This is a genomic window from Desulfonema magnum (genome assembly GCF_017377395.1).
Classification (GTDB): Bacteria; Desulfobacterota; Desulfobacteria; order Desulfobacterales; family 4be13; genus Desulfonema_C; species Desulfonema_C magnum.
Genome location: NZ_CP061800.1, coordinates 162,226 through 180,540, shown reverse-complemented (window position 1 = coordinate 180,540; position 18,315 = coordinate 162,226). Strand labels below are relative to the sequence as shown.

Below are 18,315 nucleotides of genomic sequence, written 5' to 3'. Positions count from 1 at the left end.
AAGAATTTCGGAACACCCGGACATAAGTACCTAACCATAAGTTTTTAATATCTGCCCGGGGAAGAAACCCGGCTTTTTTTTCCGGAATGATGCCTTTCCGACAAAGGAAAAAGCCGCGTTTCTCCGCCGCTCGCAGAAAAAAAAGTACATAAAAAATTTTTGCTCAGGTACTTATAAAGATTTCTTAGAACAATTTCTAAAAAAGCAATGGAATAACCAATAAAAACGGAATCTGTCTGAGAATCCGTTCTCAGAGGCTCTGTCTCGTATTTCATCGTTACCCACCCCTGCGGGATGCCATGTAAGGGCAATGCTGTTGACTTAAGAGTAAGCGGGTTTTCCAGTATTTTCTCCGGAGTGCGAAAAATGCTTTTTCGCAGGCGCAAAAATATAATTTTTGCACTCCGGATCCGTTCGGAATTGCCTAAGTCAACAGCCTTGCCATGTAAGGGAGCGTATCTGGAGACGGGGTCTCAGGCGGAGTACGGGAACGAGTAAAATTTTATTATTTTTTATATGTAACAAAGGTCTTAAAAAAATGGAAAAAAAATATGATATTCAGGAAATCATGAGTTTCCTGCCGCACCGATATCCTTTTATTCTGGTGGATCGGGTACTTGAACTTGTACCAAAAGAGAAAATTGTCGCGCTGAAAAATGTCACCATCAATGAGCCGTTTTTTCAGGGTCATTTTCCAGGGGCACCGATTATGCCCGGTGTGCTTATTGTGGAAGCCATGGCCCAGACAGGGGCAGTGCTTGCGCTTGAATCCGTGTCCCCGGAAAGCAAGGGCGCTCTGTTTTATTTTATGGGAATAGATAAGGCCAAATTCAGAAAACCGGTTGTGCCCGGAGATCAGCTCATCTTTGAGGTGCAGCTTCTGAAAGCCCGGGCAAAAGCGATCAAAATGTCCGGTGTGGCAACGGTTGACGGGGATCGTGTGGCTGAAGCTGAATTTATGGCAACTATCGGAGAAAAGAAATGATACATCCCACCGCAATCATAGACCCCAAAGCCGAACTTGGCAGCAATGTTGAGGTGGGCCCCTATGCGATTATCCGGGAAAATGTTTCCATTGGCTCCGGAACCATTATCGGCTCCCATGCTGTGATTGAACCTCATGTCAGTATCGGCCCGGATTGTCATATTTTTCAATTTGCGGCCATCGGCGCTGTGCCGCAGTCCTTGAAATTCGGCGGTGAAGATACGCGTGTTAAAATCGGACGAGGCTCGGTCATACGGGAATTTGTCACCATTCACAGGGGAACCAGTTTTGGCGGCGGCGTGACCGAAATCGGGGAAGAAAATTTTCTCATGGCCTATACCCACATTGCCCATGACTGCAAAGTTGGCAGAAACGTCACCATGTCGAACAATGCCACACTTGGCGGGCATATCATCATCGGGGATTATGCCACGGTCGGAGGGCTTGTGGCGATTCATCAGTTTGTGAGAATCGGGGATTATGCCTTTGTGGGTGGAAAATCCGCGGTGGTAAAAGATATTCCGCCATATGTCATTGCCGCGGGAGACAGGGCAAAACTCCACGGCTTAAACACCGTGGGGCTGAAACGTCATGGAATGTCTCAGGAAACCTTATCTGCATTGAAAAAAGTTTACAGAATCATTTTTCGCATCGGAATCACCCTGAATGAAGCCATTGAAAGAGTCAGCGCAGAAGTGGAGCAGGTTCCCGAAGTCGTTAATTTTGTCAACTTTATCAAGTCTTCCGAGAGAGGCATTACGAGATAAGCATCTGACATCTGGTGTTTTTCAGATGCCTTGTATCTGATGATCAAGTTTTTCCCGGGTGAGTGAATTTGCTGACAATTTTCACACGGAGATTTCCCGGCCTGGCCAATATTATTTTTTGTCTCTGACATGTCGCTACAAGGATTTTGTATAAGAAAAGGATTTAATCCCTCTTCTTATCATCCTCTTCTTATACAAAATTCCTGTAGCGAAGGCAACTTTTATGATTTGCCTGTGCAAAGAACAAAAAATCTTGAACATCGGCCCTGACACCTAACACCTAACACCTAACACCTAACACCTAACACCTAACACTTAAAACCTAAAACCTAAAACCTAACACCTAACACTTAAAACCTAACACCTAACACCTAACACTTAAAACCTAACACCTAACACCTAACACTTAGGAATGAGCATGAAATAATATGCCCATTTTGATTTTTATATGTTAAAAAATTGCGTAATCCTGTAAAGTGTATTTCAAAATCACTTTATCAAAAGGAGATTATTATGCAACCCTATTCCTTAGAAGTAGAAGAAATCATGCGGCGATACTATGAGAGTCTGAATGAAAAAGACCGCCGGCGATATGCCGGTATTGAAGCTTTGAAATTGGGACATGGCGGACAAAATTATATTGCCAAAGTCTTGGGTTGCAGCAGGCGGACTGTGCGCAAAGGAGCGATCGAAGTAAGCGGCCTGCCCGGACACATCGTAGCAAAACAAATTGGAAAATCTCCTGCTGAATCTTCTGAAATACGTAAAAAAGGTGGCGGACGCAAACAGTATCTGACTGAGCACCCTGAAATAGACGAGCAGTTTTTGAATGTGGTGCGTGAGCATACAGCAGGAGATCCGATGGATGAAAAGGTACGATGGACAAATCTGAGGGAGTGGGAAATCGCGGAGGCTCTGGAAAAAAAATACGGAGTAAAAGTGAGTCGTAACATTGTCCGTCAATTGCTCAAAAAGCATGACTATCGGTTGCGTAAAGCTCAGAAACGCAAACCTATGAAAAAAAACGTACCAGATCGCGACGCTCAGTTTGACAATATTTTGAAACTCAGATCAGAATACCGGAAGGCCGGTAATCCCGTTATCAGCATGGATACCAAGAAAAAAGAATATCTTGGAAATTTTTACAGGAAAGGCCGACTATATACGCTGGAGGAATTGCAAGTTTTCGATCATGATTTTACAAGTTTTGCCGAAGGTGTCATAATTCCGCATTGTTTTTATGACCTGCGACTCAATATCGGGTATGTTCAGGTGGGAACAAGTCATGATACCAGTGAATTTGCCTGTGACAGTTTCCGTCATTGGTGGTATGGTTACGGTTGCCGAATATATCCAAATGCCACGTCAGTTTTGATATTGTGCGATGGTGGCGGCAGCAACAGTTCCCGACATTACCTTTTCAAACAAGATTTACAAATTCTGGCGGATGAAATCGGGATTGAAATCCGAATCGCTCATTACCCGCCCTATTGTTCCAAATTTAATCCGATCGAACATCGCCTGTTTCCTCATATTACTCGTGCGTGTCAGGGAGTAATCTTTTCAAGTTTGGAGGTGGTGACTGATCTGATAGCCAAAACACATACCAAAAAAGGTTTAAAAGTCTTTGTCCATGTTATTGATAAAGTCTATGAAACCGGTCGAAAAGTTGCTGAAACTTTTAAATCAGAAATGCGAATTGTATTCGACAAAATTTTACCCAAATGGAATTATCGTGCAATTCCAATAAATTAAAATGGGAAAGTTATTTAATACCGATTCCTTAAAACCTAACACCTAATACCTAACACTAAAAATATGAAAATCGGACTCATTGCGGGGGGCGGTCAGTTCCCCTTAATTTTTTCAAAAAAAGCAAAAGCAAAAGGTTTTGCTGTTTATGCTGCCGCATATCAGAATGAAGCGGACACCTCTCTTCAGAATCATGCTGCCGCCATTGAATGGATACATCTGGGACAGGTGGGACGCATCATAAAATTTTTCAGAAAGCACAATGTCACCCAGGCAGTAATGATGGGTTCCATCAAAAAGACACGGATGTTTTCAGATGTGAAACCGGATATAAAAGCCATCTCCCTCATCGCCGGTATGATACACACCCATGACGACGGAATATTAAGAGCCTTTGCCAGACTCCTTGAAAAAGAGGGCATTAAGGTACGGGAATCAACATTCCTGCTTCCTGAACTTTTGGCTCCCGAGGGATGCTGGACAAGACGGAAACCCGGCCGGTCCGAAAGATCAGACATTGAGATGGGCTGGAAAATCGTCAAGGAAATCGGACAGCTGGATATCGGTCAATGCGTGGTGGTGGGCGGCGGATCCGTTCTTGCTGTGGAAGCCATTGACGGAACAGACGCCACCATAACCAGGGGCGGAAAACTGGCTAAGGGCGCTGTGGTGGTCAAAGCCTGCAAGCCCAATCAGGATGTGCGGTTTGATATTCCCGCCATAGGTTTGGAGACCATCCGAACCATGCATGAGGCAGGCGCGAAAGTCCTTGCCATTGAAGCAGGAAAGACAGTTGTTTTTAACCGGGAAGACATGATCTCCCTTGCAAACAAATTCGGGATTTCCATTGTGGCCCGGGGGGGGAAACTTGAAACTGGAGACTTGAAACTTGAAACTGGAAATTCGGGACCAGATACTTCAAACTTCAAACTTCAAACTTCAAACTTCAAACTTCCCCGCCTTCGTGTCGGCGTTATCGGTGTGGGGTATCTTGGCAAATTCCATGCTGAAAAATATGCCCGAATGGAGAATGTTGAACTCGTGGGGGTGGCTGACACAGACGAATCTCAGGCTGAGGATATTGCCGGGAAACTGGGGACAAAGGCGTATCAGCGTTATCAGGACCTGGTTGGAAAAGCTGATGCTGTCAGTATTGTTGTTCCCACGCCCGGGCATTTTGCCATTACCAAATATTTTTTGGAAAATGATGTGGATGTGATGATTGAAAAGCCAATGACAGCAACCCTTGATGAGGCTGATGAACTGATTCAGATTGCAGAATCAAGGGGCCTTATCATACAGGTGGGGCATCTTGAACGATTCAATCCGGCAGTTGTGGCCTTGCGGAATATTGTAAAAAAGCCCATATTCATCGAATCTCACCGCCTGAGCATTTATAAGGATCGTGGCACAGATGTCAGCGTGGTCCTTGATCTGATGATTCATGATATTGACATTATTTTGAACTTTGTCGGATCAGAGGTGAAAACCATCCATGCCTCAGGTGCGCCCGTCATTTCCGAGCATGTGGATATTGCAAACGCACGCCTTGAATTTGAAAACGGATGTGTCGCCAATGTCACAGCAAGCAGAATTTCAATGAAAAATGAAAGAAAAATCAGGCTGTTTCAAAAAGATGCTTATGTATCTGTGGATTTTGCAAGTCGTGAAATCACCGTTGTCCGGCAGAATGAGAAGGATTTGAAATTGGAAATTGGAAATTCAAAACTGGATCTGATACCCGGCATGGATATTAATCAGATGTGTTTCACAGAAGGCGACGCGCTGGAAGAGGAGCTGAAGTCGTTTGTAAACGCAGTCAGCAAACGTGAGACATCGGAAGTCACAGGTCAGATGGGGCGTAATGCTTTAAAAATTGCCCTGAGCATTATGGATCAGATCAAAAGCAAATACAGCCAGATGACAAGTCGCAAATGACAAATGACAAATGACAAATCACAAATTGCAAATCACAAATGACAAATTGCAAATCACAAATCGCAAATGACAAATCGCAAATCGCAAATGACAAATGACAAATGACAAATCGCAAATGACAAATGACAAATGACAAATGACAAATCGCAAATCGCAAATCACAAATGACAAATGACAAATGACAAATCGCAAATCACAAATGACAAATGACAAATGACAAATGACAAATCGCAAATCGCAAATCACAAATGATAAATCACAAATGACAAATCGCAAATCGCAAATCGCAAATCGCAAATGACAAATGACAAATGACAAATGACAAATCACAAATCGCAAATCGTAAATGCGTTATGATTATAGCAGGTGAGGCATCAGGTGATCTTCACGGGGCAAAGCTCGTAAAAGCCATGTGCAGGAGAGACAGGTCTCTTTTTTTCTGCGGTATCGGGGGGCAGGCGCTCAGAGATGCGGGCGTAAGAATTTTGACGGATGCGTCAGAGTTGTCGGTAGTGGGCATCACCGAGGTATTTTCCAAGATGTCAAACATTCTTAAAGGCGTGTCTGTTGCTAAAAATCTTCTGAAAACACTGCGCCCGGATCTGCTTATCCTGATTGATTTTCCTGATTTCAATCTTCATGTCGCGGCAACAGCAAAGCGACTTGATATTCCTGTGTTGTATTATATCAGTCCTCAGATTTGGGCGTGGCGGTCCGGCCGTGTGAAAAAGATTGGCAGACTCGTGGATCATATGGCCGTGATCCTGCCCTTTGAAGCAGCGTTTTACAGAAAACATAAAATTCCTGTAACCTATGTGGGCCACCCCTTAAATGAAACTGGAAACTTGAAACTTGAAACTCGGGACCCGCATCAAGTTTCAAGTTTCAAGTTTCAAGTTTCAAGTTTCACCCTTGGTTTTTTGCCTGGCTCCCGTGACGGGGAAATTTCAAGACTTCTTCCCGTGATGCTTGAGACAGCGGCTATTTTGCTAAAAAAGCGCAAAAACATAAAATTTATCATCTCACTTGCGCCCTCAGTGAACAGAGAAGCCGTGGAAGATATGATCCCCTGCCCATCGCCTCTGGCCCCTCGCCCCTCGCCTCACTTCTCCCTCCTCCGGGGTGTGGATGACGTCTTTGAAAAATGTGATCTTGTTGTGGCAGCATCCGGAACGGTCGCTCTGGAGGCTGCCATGTCCGGCGTTCCCATGGTGGTTGTTTATAAGGTTTCTCCGCTGAGTTATCTCATCGGCCGGGCATTGATACGGGTGAAGCATATCAGCCTTGTCAATCTCATTGCAGGGAAAGAAATTGTTCCGGAACTGATTCAGGGCAACGCTTCTCCTGAAAATATTGCGGATGCCGTGTCAGGAATGCTGAATCATCCTGAAAAGCTTCGGAAAATGAGGCATGAACTTCTTGGCATAAGAAATCTGCTGGGCGGCCCGGGAGCTTCGGAGCGTGTTGCGGATATTGCGGAAAAAATGCTTTCACCATAGAGACTTTTCAACGTTTTCAAGACTTGGGAAGCCTGAGTCGGGGGGAATAAAATGAAACACTTTATCAACCGCTTAAAAGCAAAAACATATTTGAAAGCCGGCGGTCTTACGAGAATGACCACATCTCCGCCCCTGTCCGGACAAGAGGGCGAAAGCGCGAATGAGGAATCCGGATGCCTGAATTCCGGGGTCATACGCAGGAGAAGGGCACGTCTGATGGTGTATCTTGACCCATAATCATGGAGGTTTTCAGTTTCGTAATTTCCCAGGATGGATGAAGCGCAGCGTAATCTGCCACTTACGTCGCACTTCACCCACCGTATTTTGCCAGAGATATATTGAAATCATAAACAATTCATCATAAAAAAGGTGAGAGGTATGAATTATGGGATTTCATTTAAAAATTATGAATTACAGGGGAATCCGGTCAGTTGATTTTAACCCTGACGGAGTCTGCCTGCTTGTGGGGCCTAATGGTTCCGGGAAAAGTACGTTGCTGTCAGTTATCGAGCTTTTGCGAAACGCGTTTGAGCGAGGTTTTGACATGGCAATAAATATGGCTGGCGGTCCCTGGGGATTTACCAACTTTGAATTATCTGAGAATACGTCGGCAACATTCATCCTCGAGCTCTCTGATTTGCGATGGGAACTGAATCCGACGGTAAACTCAGGCGGGGCAGTTTATCCGATTTCTGAAACAGTGAAACAAGGAAAAGATTTCTTGCCTCGTCCACAAGAGGATATAATAGCAGACGCTATCCTTGCTCAAGCAAGAAATGATGAGAGCAGAGCAGTATCTCCCATTAAACGCCCTTTGATTCTGACCCGCCTTTATGATACTGCCTCACTTGGCACTGAGTATGAGAATTTTGTTCAAATATTGAGGAGATATCGAAACTATCATGATTATCATTTATGGCAACTCCGTAAATCAGGATCACAAGCCGGTTCTGATTTGGAGCTTCAAAGTCGTGGTCAGAATGCCTTTTCCGTTTTAAGGAACTGGCACACCTCCAGACCTTTGCGCGAGCGTTATGAATTTGTAATAAATGGTCTCCGGGAGGCGTTTCCATTATTTTTTGATGACCTTGATTTTGAGAGTGCCGGACAAACTGTAACGATACGAATCTATCCGCCTCATTCCAATATTCCCGTACCGATATATTTTGCTTCAAATGGTTTTCTCGCGGCTATGCTACACCTGATGGCAGTTTGTTCTGCCCCTGACGGCGGTATCATTGGAATTGACGAACCAGAGAACAGTCTCCATCCTTACGCTATAAAAACGCTTATTCATGCGTTCCAGGAACGCGCTGAGGAACAAAATCTTACGCTTCTGCTTGCCACTCATTCACCGTTTGTACTTAATGAGTTTAAAGAAGAAGCCCATCGGGTTTATGTGATGGAGCAAAACGAGAAGGAACAGCTTGTGCGTCTTGATAAAGTTAGGGATCCTGAATGGCTTAAATATTTCTCGCTGGGTGATTTATATGGAAGTGAATTTGGGAGACAGGAAGAATATCCGAAAATGAGGGAGGCGGAATGAGCAGCGTTCAACTCATTGTCACGGGAAAGAAACATTTAATACGTTTTACGAAAGCCTGATGATAACCATGCAAGACATAACAAAACTTGAAAATGATTTATGGGAAGCTGCGGATCAGCTGAGGGCAAATTCAAAGCTGACGGCTTCGGAATACAGCATGCCCGTGCTGGGGCTGATTTTTCTGAGACATGCGTTTAACCGGTTTAAGACGGTGAAAGAGAAGATCGAAGCAAATCTGCCGTCCCGAGGAGGACGGAAACGTCGAATTATCAAAGCGGATTTTGAGAAAGAGAACGCTATTTTCCTGCCGGAGAACGCCCGTTTCGATTTTCTGGCCGAACTCCCGGAAGATGAAACCCCGGGAAAGGCCATCAATGATGCCATGAAAATTATTGAGGAGGAATATGAAAACTTAAAGGGCGCGCTGCCGAAAAATTACACTATTTTTGAAGATGATCTGCTTCAGGAACTTTTACGCATATTTAACCGTGAGGCATTGCAGACAGCGGCCGGAGATGTTTTCGGAAGAATTTATGAGTATTTTCTGAATAAATTCGCCATGACCGGCGCACAGGAGGGCGGAGAGTTTTTCACGCCGATTTCTCTGGTGCAGACTATTGTAAATGTCATTGAGCCGGATCACGGGATTGTGTTTGATCCGGCCTGCGGCAGCGGCGGTATGTTTGTCCAGACTGGTTATTTCATTGAAAGCAAAGGTGAGAATACCCAAAAAAAAGTGACCTTCTTTGGACAGGAAAAAGCTGAAACCAATACCCGTCTGGCCATGATGAACCTTGCGGTGCATGGGCTGGAGATTAATATTTCCCAGGAAAATACTTTTTATGGTGATCATTATGAGCTTACGGGAAAATGCGATTTTGTCATGGCGAATCCGCCGTTTAATGTGGATGGCGTGGATGCCAAAAAAGTAAAAAATGATCCGCGTCTGCCTTTTGGTTTGCCGGGGATGAATAAAAAGACCAAGGCCCTCAGCAATGCCAATTATCTGTGGATACAATATTTTTATTCATATCTGAATGAAAAGGGACGGGCCGGTTTTGTCATGGCGAGTTCTGCTTCGGACGCGGGGCATTCAGATAAGCTCATCCGGGAAAAACTGGTGAATACGGGCCATGCGGATGTCATTATTTCCATTGGAACCAATTTCTTTTATACTCGCTCGTTGCCTTGTACGCTCTGGTTTTTTGACAAGGGAAAATCAGAAGATTTGCAGGACAAGGTGCTGATGATTGATGCCCGCAATATTTACCGGAAAGTGACCCGTAAAATCAACGATTTTACCCCGGAGCAACTGAAAAACATCACTTCTGTTGTCTGGCTTTACCGGGGCGAGAGCGATAAATATCTGAAACTGATTCAGGAATATCTGGACGCGTATAATGCAAACGCTTCGGAAATAAAGGGAAAAATTCAGGCGTTTGAAACCTGTGCGGATGCAATAGGGGAAAAACTGGCGGCTTATTATGATCTGAAATGCGGGGATGGTCTGGGAGCGATTTTCAACAAAAAATTATGCGATGCTTACCATGAAAAACTGGGTGCGCTCAGGAGTGATTATAAATCTTACCAAAAAGAGGGAAAAACGCTGATTCAGGCCATTACCCGATACAATGAGTGGTTTTCCAAAAACCAGCCTGATTTTTCAGGGAAGATTAAATCTGTCAATGATCAGCAGCATAAAATTTATAAGCGTTTTCAGCCAGTTTCAGATAAGATCAGGGCTTTGGGGAAGAATACTGATCATGTTTATAAGCTCAACACCCGGGTTGCGGAATATGCGGAAAAAGAAATGGGTTCCCGCAAAGATGCGGACTGGAATAACAAAGAAATGACGCAGTTGCTGAAAGACCTGGATCGCCTGCGTAAAAAAGCCATTGAATCTTTAAAGGGGACGCTTTATTTCTATAAACAGGTCATAAGGCTGCAAAGCCGGTTTCCAGATGCCCGGTTTGCTGATGTGGAGGGGCTGTGTAAGCAGGTTGACAGAAGCGAGATAGAGGAGAATGACTGGAGCCTGACTCCGGGGCGGTATGTGGGCGTGGCTGTGCAGGAGGAGGAGGATTTTGATTTTGAGGAGCGTCTGCGGGAGATTCATGTTGAGATTGAGGGGCTGAATGAGGAGGCGGTCGTATTGGCGGAGATGATTCGGTCTGATTTTGAAGCGCTGATGGGGTAAAATCCTCCGACAAAGCTCGCCTGGGATTGACAAATCCCAGGCTTTTCCGAGGGATTTCCCAATCCACCGGGAATCCCGGGTGCATACTGATTATGGATTCAAAGATTGGAAGGGAGTTTTGTATGAAATCAGATGAACTAAAAAAGCTTGTCAGTTCGGGCGAATCTGAAAACCTTGAGTTCAAACGCTCGACAGGTCAGCGTTCCCAAGCGACAAAAACCGTATGCGCGATGCTGAACGGTCTCGGGGGATTTGTCCTGTTCGGCGTGGGAGATACCGGCCGAATTCGCGGACAAAAAGTTTCTTCAAAAACATTGGAGGATATTGCCAGAGAACTCCGTCGTATCGAACCTCCCGCATTTCCGGATATGGAAACGATCACTCTGGAAGATGGCAACGCTGTTATTGCGTTAAGGGTATCCGGAGGAGGAGGCCCATATACTTATGACGGAAGACCTTACATCCGTCAGGGGCCCGCAACCGAAATTATGCCCCAGCAGCGATATGAACGGCTTCTCCTGGAACGGATGCACGGTTCCCACCGATGGGAGAATCAGATTGCCGCAGGATTTTCAATTGATGATCTTGATGAAGCGGAGATTATTCGCACTGTTAAGGAGGCGATTCGGAGAAATCGGCTGGATGCTTCCGCTACCCAGGAACCGGAAGATATGCTCAGAGGACTCGGACTGACTATTAAGGGAGAACTCCTGAACGCAGCCATGGTTCTGTTTGCCCGTTCCGAGTCTCTGCTGCCCGGATATCCCCAGTGTCTCTTAAAGATGGCACGCCTTCGCGGTCCTGGCAAAACCGAATTTGACGATATCCGTCAGAAATATGGAAATGCTTTTGCTATTTTCAAATGGGCACAGCAGTTCTATATTGATCATCTGCCTGTCGCAGCACACTTTCCTCCTGGCAGTTTCGAGCGTGAGGATGAGCCATTGTATCCCACGGAGGCGCTTCGTGAGGCTTTGGCTAATGCGATTTGTCACCGGGATTACAGCATAGCGGGCGGTTGCGTGAGCATTGCCATTTATGACGACCGGCTGGAGATATCCAGCGATGGGATACTGCCGTTCGGGCTGACTCCTGAAGAACTTTTCCGACCCCATCGCTCTCTTCCGTGGAACCCGCTTATCGCCAGGGCTTTTTATCTGAGGGGAATTATTGAGACATGGGGAAGGGGAACGCTCAGGATGCGGGAAGTGACTCTCGCTGCGGGGCTGCCGGAGCCGGAGATCAGATGCGGAACCGGAGAGGTTTCTGTTGTTTTTCGGCCTTCTGAAAGCAGACTTCATAGGAGGATGTCATATCCCGGGGCAGAATCAGCACGGGTTGGTAAAAAATCGCTCGGGTCTTTTTTTCGAGGGGCCGGTTTCCAAATCCGGCAATGGCTTGAAATTCGGGGGAAGAGGAGATATTCGGATAAATGACGAAGCGGGTGCGTTGGCTGAAATTATTAAATCTAATTTTGGAGAGTTGGGAATATGATCTGGCAGAAAAAAAAATTTAAAGAAATAGTTGAATTTCCTCCGCAGGTAAATTTGAAGAAAAAAAATTTTTATTCATTTATTCCAATGCAAATTGTTGATGGAAGTAATAAGTTTGTCCATCCGCCATTAAAGAAAGTATATAAGGGAAGCGGCGCGAAATTCGAGGATGGAGATATTATTTTTGCCAGAATTACCCCTTGTTTGGAAAATGGAAAAATAGCCCAGATTAAAGAGTTGAAAGAAGGTTTCGGATCAACCGAATTTTTTGTGTTCAGAAATATTGATGGCCTTTCTGATAAAGATTTTATTTATTATTTATCCATATCTGATATTATTCGGCAACCTGCAGTAAAAAGCATGGTTGGAACCTCAGGTCGTCAACGTGCAGACAAAACGGTAGTTGAGAATATTGAAGTAAATGTTCCTCCGCTTGAAACCCAGCAAAAAATCGCCTCCATCTTATCTGCGTATGATGATTTGATAGAAAACAACCTGCGAAGGATAAAGCTGCTGGAAGAAGCGGCCCGGCTCATATACAAAGAATGGTTTGTCCGGCTTCGGTTTCCGGGTCATGAGCGTACTCAGATTGTGGATGGTGTGCCTGAAGGGTGGGCGAATAATGTAGCCAAAGATTTTGGTAAGGTTCTGACAGGAAAAACTCCATCTACAAAAAGGTCTGAATATTACGGAGATGATATACCTTTTATTAAAACTCCCGATATGCATGGCAATACTTTTGTCATAAAAACCGATCAATGCTTGACAAAAGAAGGAGCAGCTATCCAAAAGAAAAAATTTATTCCGAAGGATAGCATCGTAGTTTCTTGCATAGGTACAGCAGGAGTCGTGTCTCTTACGTCTCGAACATCGCAGACAAACCAGCAAATAAATAGCATTATTCCTTTTGAGAATTATTACTTGTATTACTGCTATTTCGCCTTTAAAGACTTGAAAGAATATATGGAAGCAATCGGTAGTAATGGTGCTACGATGGTTAATGTAAATAAAGGAAAATTTGAACAAATACCAATTATAAAACCATCTCAAAATATTTTAGAATCATTCCATAAACTATGTTTGCCAATATTTGAGCAAATACTTAGCTTACAATTGGTTAATGAAAAACTCAGAGAAGCCCGTGACATCTTACTCCCTCGCCTGATGAACGGGAGCATTCAGGTCTGATGATTTAGTCCCGTAGGGACGGGTGAAAATAGCCCGGCAATTTTATTGCCGGGGGAGGAATATTGGTTGATTATCAAGTCCCGTAGGGACGACCGAAAAATTATAAGACACTCCGGCAATGAATTGCCGGGCTATTTTCTTCCGTCCCTACGGGACTGAAAACGCTTTTTTTCATACGTCCCCGGCAATGAATTGCCGGGCTATTTTCACCCGTCCCTACGGGACTGAAAACGCTTTTTTTCATACGCCCCCGGCAATAAATTGCCGGGCTATTTTCACCCGTCCCTACGGGACTGAAAACGCTTTTTTTCATACGCCCCCGGCAATAAATTGCCGGGCTATTTTCATGCGTCCCTACGGGAGTGAAAACGCTTTTTTTATGCGTCCCCGGCAATGAATTGCCGGGCTATTTTCATGCGTCCCTACGGGACTGAAAACGCTTTTTTTATGCGTCCCCGGCAATAAATTGCCGGGCTATTTTCATGCGTCCCTACGGGAGTGAAAACGCTTTTTTTCATACGCCCCCGGCAATGAATTGCCGGGCTATTTTCATGCGTCCCTACGGGACTGAAAACGTTTTTTTTTCATACGTCCCCGGCAATGAATTGCCGGGCTATTTTCATGCGTCCCTACGGGAGTGAAAACGCTTTTTTTCATACGCCCCCGGCAATGAATTGCCGGGCTATTTTCATGCGTCCCTACGGGACTGAAAACGCTTTTTTTATACGCCCCCGGCAATGAATTGCCGGGCTATTTTCATGCGTCCCTACGGGAGTGAAAACGCTTTTTTTATGCGTCCCCGGCAATGAATTGCCGGGCTATTTTCATGCGTCCCTACGGGACTGAAAACGTTTTTTTTATGCGTCCCCGGCAATGAATTGCCGGGCTATTTTCATGCGTCCCTACGGGAGTGAAAACGCTTTTTTTCATACGCCCCCGGCAATGAATTGCCGGGCTATTTTCATGCGTCCCTACGGGAGTGAAAACGCTTTTTTTCATACGCCCCCGGCAATGAATTGCCGGGCTATTTTCATGCGTCCCTACGGGACTGAAAACGCTTTTTTTCATACGCCCCCGGCAATGAATTGCCGGGCTATTTTCATGCGTCCCTACGGGACTGAAAACGCTTTTTTTATACGCCCCCGGCAATGAATTGCCGGGCTATTTTCATGCGTCCCTACGGGAGTGAAAACGCTTTTTTTATGCGTCCCCGGCAATGAATTGCCGGGCTATTTTCACCCGTCCCTACGGGAGTGAAAACGCTTTTTTTATGCGTCCCCGGCAATGAATTGCCGGGCTATTTTCATGCGTCCCTACGGGAGTGAAAACGCTTTTTTTCATACGCCCCCGGCAATGAATTGCCGGGCTATTTTCATGCGTCCCTACGGGAGTGAAAACGCTTTTTTTCATACGCCCCCGGCAATGAATTGCCGGGCTATTTTCATGCGTCCCTACGGGAGTGAAAACGCTTTTTTTATGCGTCCCCGGCAATGAATTGCCGGGCTATTTTCATGCGTCCCTACGGGACGAATAATGCGGATATTAACAAATTATGAGCAACGACTACACCGAAGACAAACTCATCCAGGAAACCACCATCAACTATTTCCGGGAAACATTGGGATGGGAAACCGAATATGCCTATAACACCGAAGTTCTCGGCAAAGACGGCACCTTTGGCCGGGAACACGAAAAAGCAGTCATCCTCACCCGCCACCTCCGCAGCGCATTGGAAACATTAAACCCCGGTCTGCCCCAAGCCGCATACACCGAAGCCATTGAAACCATCGTCTCCGCAAGCATCTCCAAATCTCTCATCCAGACCAACAAAGAAAAATACGAATACCTTAAAAACGGCGTACCAGTCTCACTCAGAAATGACAAAGGCGAAACCGAGACCCTGAAACTGAAACTCTTTGACTTCAGCACGCCCGCTAACAATCATTTCTTAGCCGTCCGAGAATTATGGATTCAAGGAAATCCGTACCGCAGAAGACCGGACATCATCGGCTTTGTCAACGGCATTCCCCTCCTGTTCATAGAACTCAAGAACATTCACAAAGACATCAACGCCGCGTACATCAACAACCTCAGTGATTACAAAGACACCATTCCCCACATCTTTCATCACAACGCGCTCATCATCCTGAGCAACGGTGATGAAGGCAAAATCGGCTCCATATCCGGCAAATACGAACATTTCAGCCAATGGAAACGGCTTGGAGAAGAAGATAAAGGCGTGGTTGAATTTGAAACCCTTCTCAAAGGCGTATGCGCCAAAGAGAACCTCATTGACATCTTTGAAAACTTCATCCTGTTTGATGAAAGCTCCGGAAAAACCATAAAAATCATTGCCCGCAACCATCAGTTTTTAGGCGTGACCCGGGCCGTGGAATCCCTGGAAAACAGAAAAGCAAAGCACGGACAACTGGGGGTTTTCTGGCATACCCAGGGAAGCGGAAAATCATATTCAATGGTCTTTTTCTGCCAGAAAATCCATCGGAAATTCAAAGGGAATTATACCTTTGTCATCGTGACAGACCGGCGGGAACTTGACACCCAGATATATGAAACCTTTGCAGGCACTGGCGCTGTTACCGGCAAGCATGTCCGCGCATCCAGCGGCGAACATCTTGAAGAACTTCTCACACAAGACCACCGCTACATCTTCACACTGATTCACAAATTCAACCAGGAAACTGAAACCCCATATTCGGAACGACACGATATCATCGTCATATCTGACGAAGCCCATCGCTCCCAATACGGCAGACTGGCCCTGAACATGAGAAACGCCCTGCCCAATGCCTCATTCATCGGGTTTACCGGAACGCCTCTGTTTGAAGAAGATGAAATCACAAGAAAAGTATTTGGGAATTACGTTTCCACATACAATTTCAAACGGGCAACAGAGGACGGGGCAACTGTTCCGCTCTTTTATGAGAACCGCGGCGAAAAACTGAACATCACGGACAGGAGCATCAATGAAAAAATTGCTGCAAAACTTGAGGAGTACGATCTGAACCCGGACGAGGAAGCCAGACTGGAAAGAGATCTTTCCCGCGAATATCATATCATCACCGCGGAAAAACGCCTGGACAAAATTGCCAAAGACCTTGTGGAACACTACACCGCACGCCAGGACACCGGAAAAGCCATGGTCGTCTGCATTGACAAACTCACCGCCGTCCGAATGCACAACCTGATTGACAAATACTGGAAGGCTCGCATCCCAAAGCTTGAAAAAGAAATTCAGAACACGACAGATGATCAGGAAAAATCAGAACTGAAGAAGCAGTTGGAACGGATGAAAGAAACAGAATATGCTGTGGTGATCAGCGAAGAGCAGAACGAAGTCAGAAAATTCCAAAACTGGGAACTGGACATTATTCCCCATCGTAAAAAAATGAAGGAAAGAGACCTTGACAAAGAATTCAAAGATAACTCGCATCCCTTCCGCCTCGCCATAGTCTGCGCCATGTGGCTCACCGGTTTTGATGTGGAAAGCCTTTCCACTCTGTATCTTGACAAGCCCCTGAAAGGGCACACCTTAATGCAGGCCATTGCCAGAGCGAACCGGGTATATGAAGGCAAAAACAACGGGCTGATTGTGGATTATATCGGCGTGTTAAAGCATCTGCGAAAAGCATTGGCCGCGTATGCCGGAACCCGCGGCAACGAGGAATCTGATCCGCCTGTCAGACCCAAACAAGAACTCATACAGGAACTTGAAGAAGCCATCTCGGAAACCGAATCTTTTCTTAAAACATCGGGCTTTGATTTGGAGAATTTGCTGACCTCAGAAGGCTTTGATAAAATCAGGGCGATCAAAGACGCTGTGAACGCAGTTTACACCACAGATGAAACCAAAAAACAATTTGAAATCCTCGCCAGAGAAGTCTTTCAAAAATTCAAAGCAGTTCTGCCTGATCCTGTGATCAATGACTTCAGACCCCGCCATGATGCCATCCGCATCATTTACAAAACACTGCAAGAAAACAAAGAAAATGCGGATATCTCAGATGTAATGAAATCCCTGCATGAAATCATAGACAACGCTGTGGAGTCAGAAACTCAGGTCAGCGAACCGACCGAAGATTTTGGAAAAATTTATGACATCAGCGGCATAGACTTTGAACAACTGAAACAGGAATTCTCAAAATCCGAGCGGAAAAATACAGCGGTTCATTCCCTGAAGGACCGGATAGAAGCCAAATTAAGAAAAATGATCGCACAGAATCCCCTGCGGATAGATTATTACAAACACTATCAGGATATTATCCAGGAATATAACTGTGAAAAAGATCGGGCGACCATTGAAGAGACCTTTGAGAAACTGATGGACTTTGTTAAAAATCTCTCCGAAGAAGCGGCCCGGGCTGCCAAAGAGGAACTGAATGAGGAACAACTCGCCATCTTTGACTTGTTAGAAAAACCGGAACTTTCAACCCGTGATCGGAACAAGATCAAAAAAACGGCTGTTGTCCTCCTGGACACCCTGAAAAAAGACCAGCTCGGGGTGGATAACTGGAGAGAAAAGACAGCCACCGCAGGCGGAGTGAAATCCTACATATACGATTACTTATTTGTGAGCCTGCCAGTTGAATCCTATTCAGATGCCGAGGTGGATGAGAAAACCGAATTTGTATTTAATCATATTTATCAGCAGTATCCGAGATATGACAACAATGTTTATGCAAGAGCCTGCTGATAATTAGAGTTGTTCCCAAATAAGTAAACTTTTTAACTCATTGTCATATGACGCGATGTGCGGCTTATAATGCCACAAAGGCACAAAGGCGCGAAGGCTCACGAAGCTTCTCTGTGTCTCTTTGCGCCTTCGTGTCTTTGTGGCTTTGTCCTGTCCGTGTTCTTCCCGGTCGGAACGAGCCGCATATGGCGTTATATGTTAATGGTCTGTTTTTTTTACTGAACACATATTTATTTAGG

At 45.3% G+C, this 18,315-nt stretch carries 11 protein-coding genes; all 11 read left to right on the top strand.

The annotated features are described in order from the left end of the window. Positions 1-538: 538 nt before the first annotated feature. Positions 539-985, top strand: a complete 447-nt coding sequence (gene fabZ, locus dnm_RS00745; protein ID WP_207680811.1) for a 3-hydroxyacyl-ACP dehydratase FabZ — start codon at positions 539-541, stop codon at positions 983-985. Next, positions 982-1,752: an acyl-ACP--UDP-N-acetylglucosamine O-acyltransferase gene (gene lpxA, locus dnm_RS00740; protein WP_207680810.1), complete on the top strand. Its 771-nt coding sequence runs from the start codon at positions 982-984 to the stop codon at positions 1,750-1,752. The genes fabZ and lpxA overlap by 4 nt, the downstream gene beginning before the upstream one ends. 513 nt (positions 1,753-2,265) lie before the next feature. Beyond that, the gene (locus tag dnm_RS00735) at positions 2,266-3,507 is read left to right on the top strand and encodes an ISAzo13 family transposase (RefSeq protein WP_246555998.1); all 1,242 of its coding nucleotides are present in this window, start codon (positions 2,266-2,268) and stop codon (positions 3,505-3,507) included. Positions 3,508-3,570: 63 nt separating this feature from the next. Further along, positions 3,571-5,442 (top strand): UDP-2,3-diacylglucosamine diphosphatase LpxI domain-containing protein, encoded by a 1,872-nt coding sequence (gene lpxI / locus dnm_RS31090; RefSeq protein WP_276571837.1) that lies wholly within the window; start codon positions 3,571-3,573, stop codon positions 5,440-5,442. 311 nt (positions 5,443-5,753) lie between these two features. Then, positions 5,754-6,941, top strand: coding sequence for a lipid-A-disaccharide synthase (gene lpxB / locus dnm_RS00725; protein WP_207680809.1), 1,188 nt, complete (start codon positions 5,754-5,756; stop codon positions 6,939-6,941). A 51-nt stretch (positions 6,942-6,992) separates the two neighbouring features. Continuing rightward, positions 6,993-7,178 (top strand): hypothetical protein, encoded by a 186-nt coding sequence (locus dnm_RS00720; protein WP_207680808.1) that lies wholly within the window; start codon positions 6,993-6,995, stop codon positions 7,176-7,178. A 148-nt stretch (positions 7,179-7,326) separates the two neighbouring features. Next, positions 7,327-8,487 (top strand): AAA family ATPase, encoded by a 1,161-nt coding sequence (locus tag dnm_RS00715; RefSeq protein WP_207680807.1) that lies wholly within the window; start codon positions 7,327-7,329, stop codon positions 8,485-8,487. Between the two features lie 67 nt (positions 8,488-8,554). Further along, complete coding sequence (locus dnm_RS00710; protein WP_207680806.1) at positions 8,555-10,684, top strand: type I restriction-modification system subunit M; 2,130 nt, start codon at positions 8,555-8,557, stop codon at positions 10,682-10,684. 122 nt (positions 10,685-10,806) lie between these two features. After that, on the top strand, positions 10,807-12,120 hold the full coding sequence (locus dnm_RS00705; RefSeq protein ID WP_207680805.1) for an ATP-binding protein: 1,314 nt from the start codon (positions 10,807-10,809) through the stop codon (positions 12,118-12,120). Positions 12,121-12,174: 54 nt separating this feature from the next. After that, complete coding sequence (locus tag dnm_RS00700) at positions 12,175-13,365, top strand: restriction endonuclease subunit S (RefSeq protein WP_207680804.1); 1,191 nt, start codon at positions 12,175-12,177, stop codon at positions 13,363-13,365. A 1,552-nt stretch (positions 13,366-14,917) separates the two neighbouring features. Beyond that, the gene (locus dnm_RS00695; RefSeq protein WP_207680803.1) at positions 14,918-18,076 is read left to right on the top strand and encodes a type I restriction endonuclease subunit R; all 3,159 of its coding nucleotides are present in this window, start codon (positions 14,918-14,920) and stop codon (positions 18,074-18,076) included. Positions 18,077-18,315 lie beyond the last annotated feature (239 nt).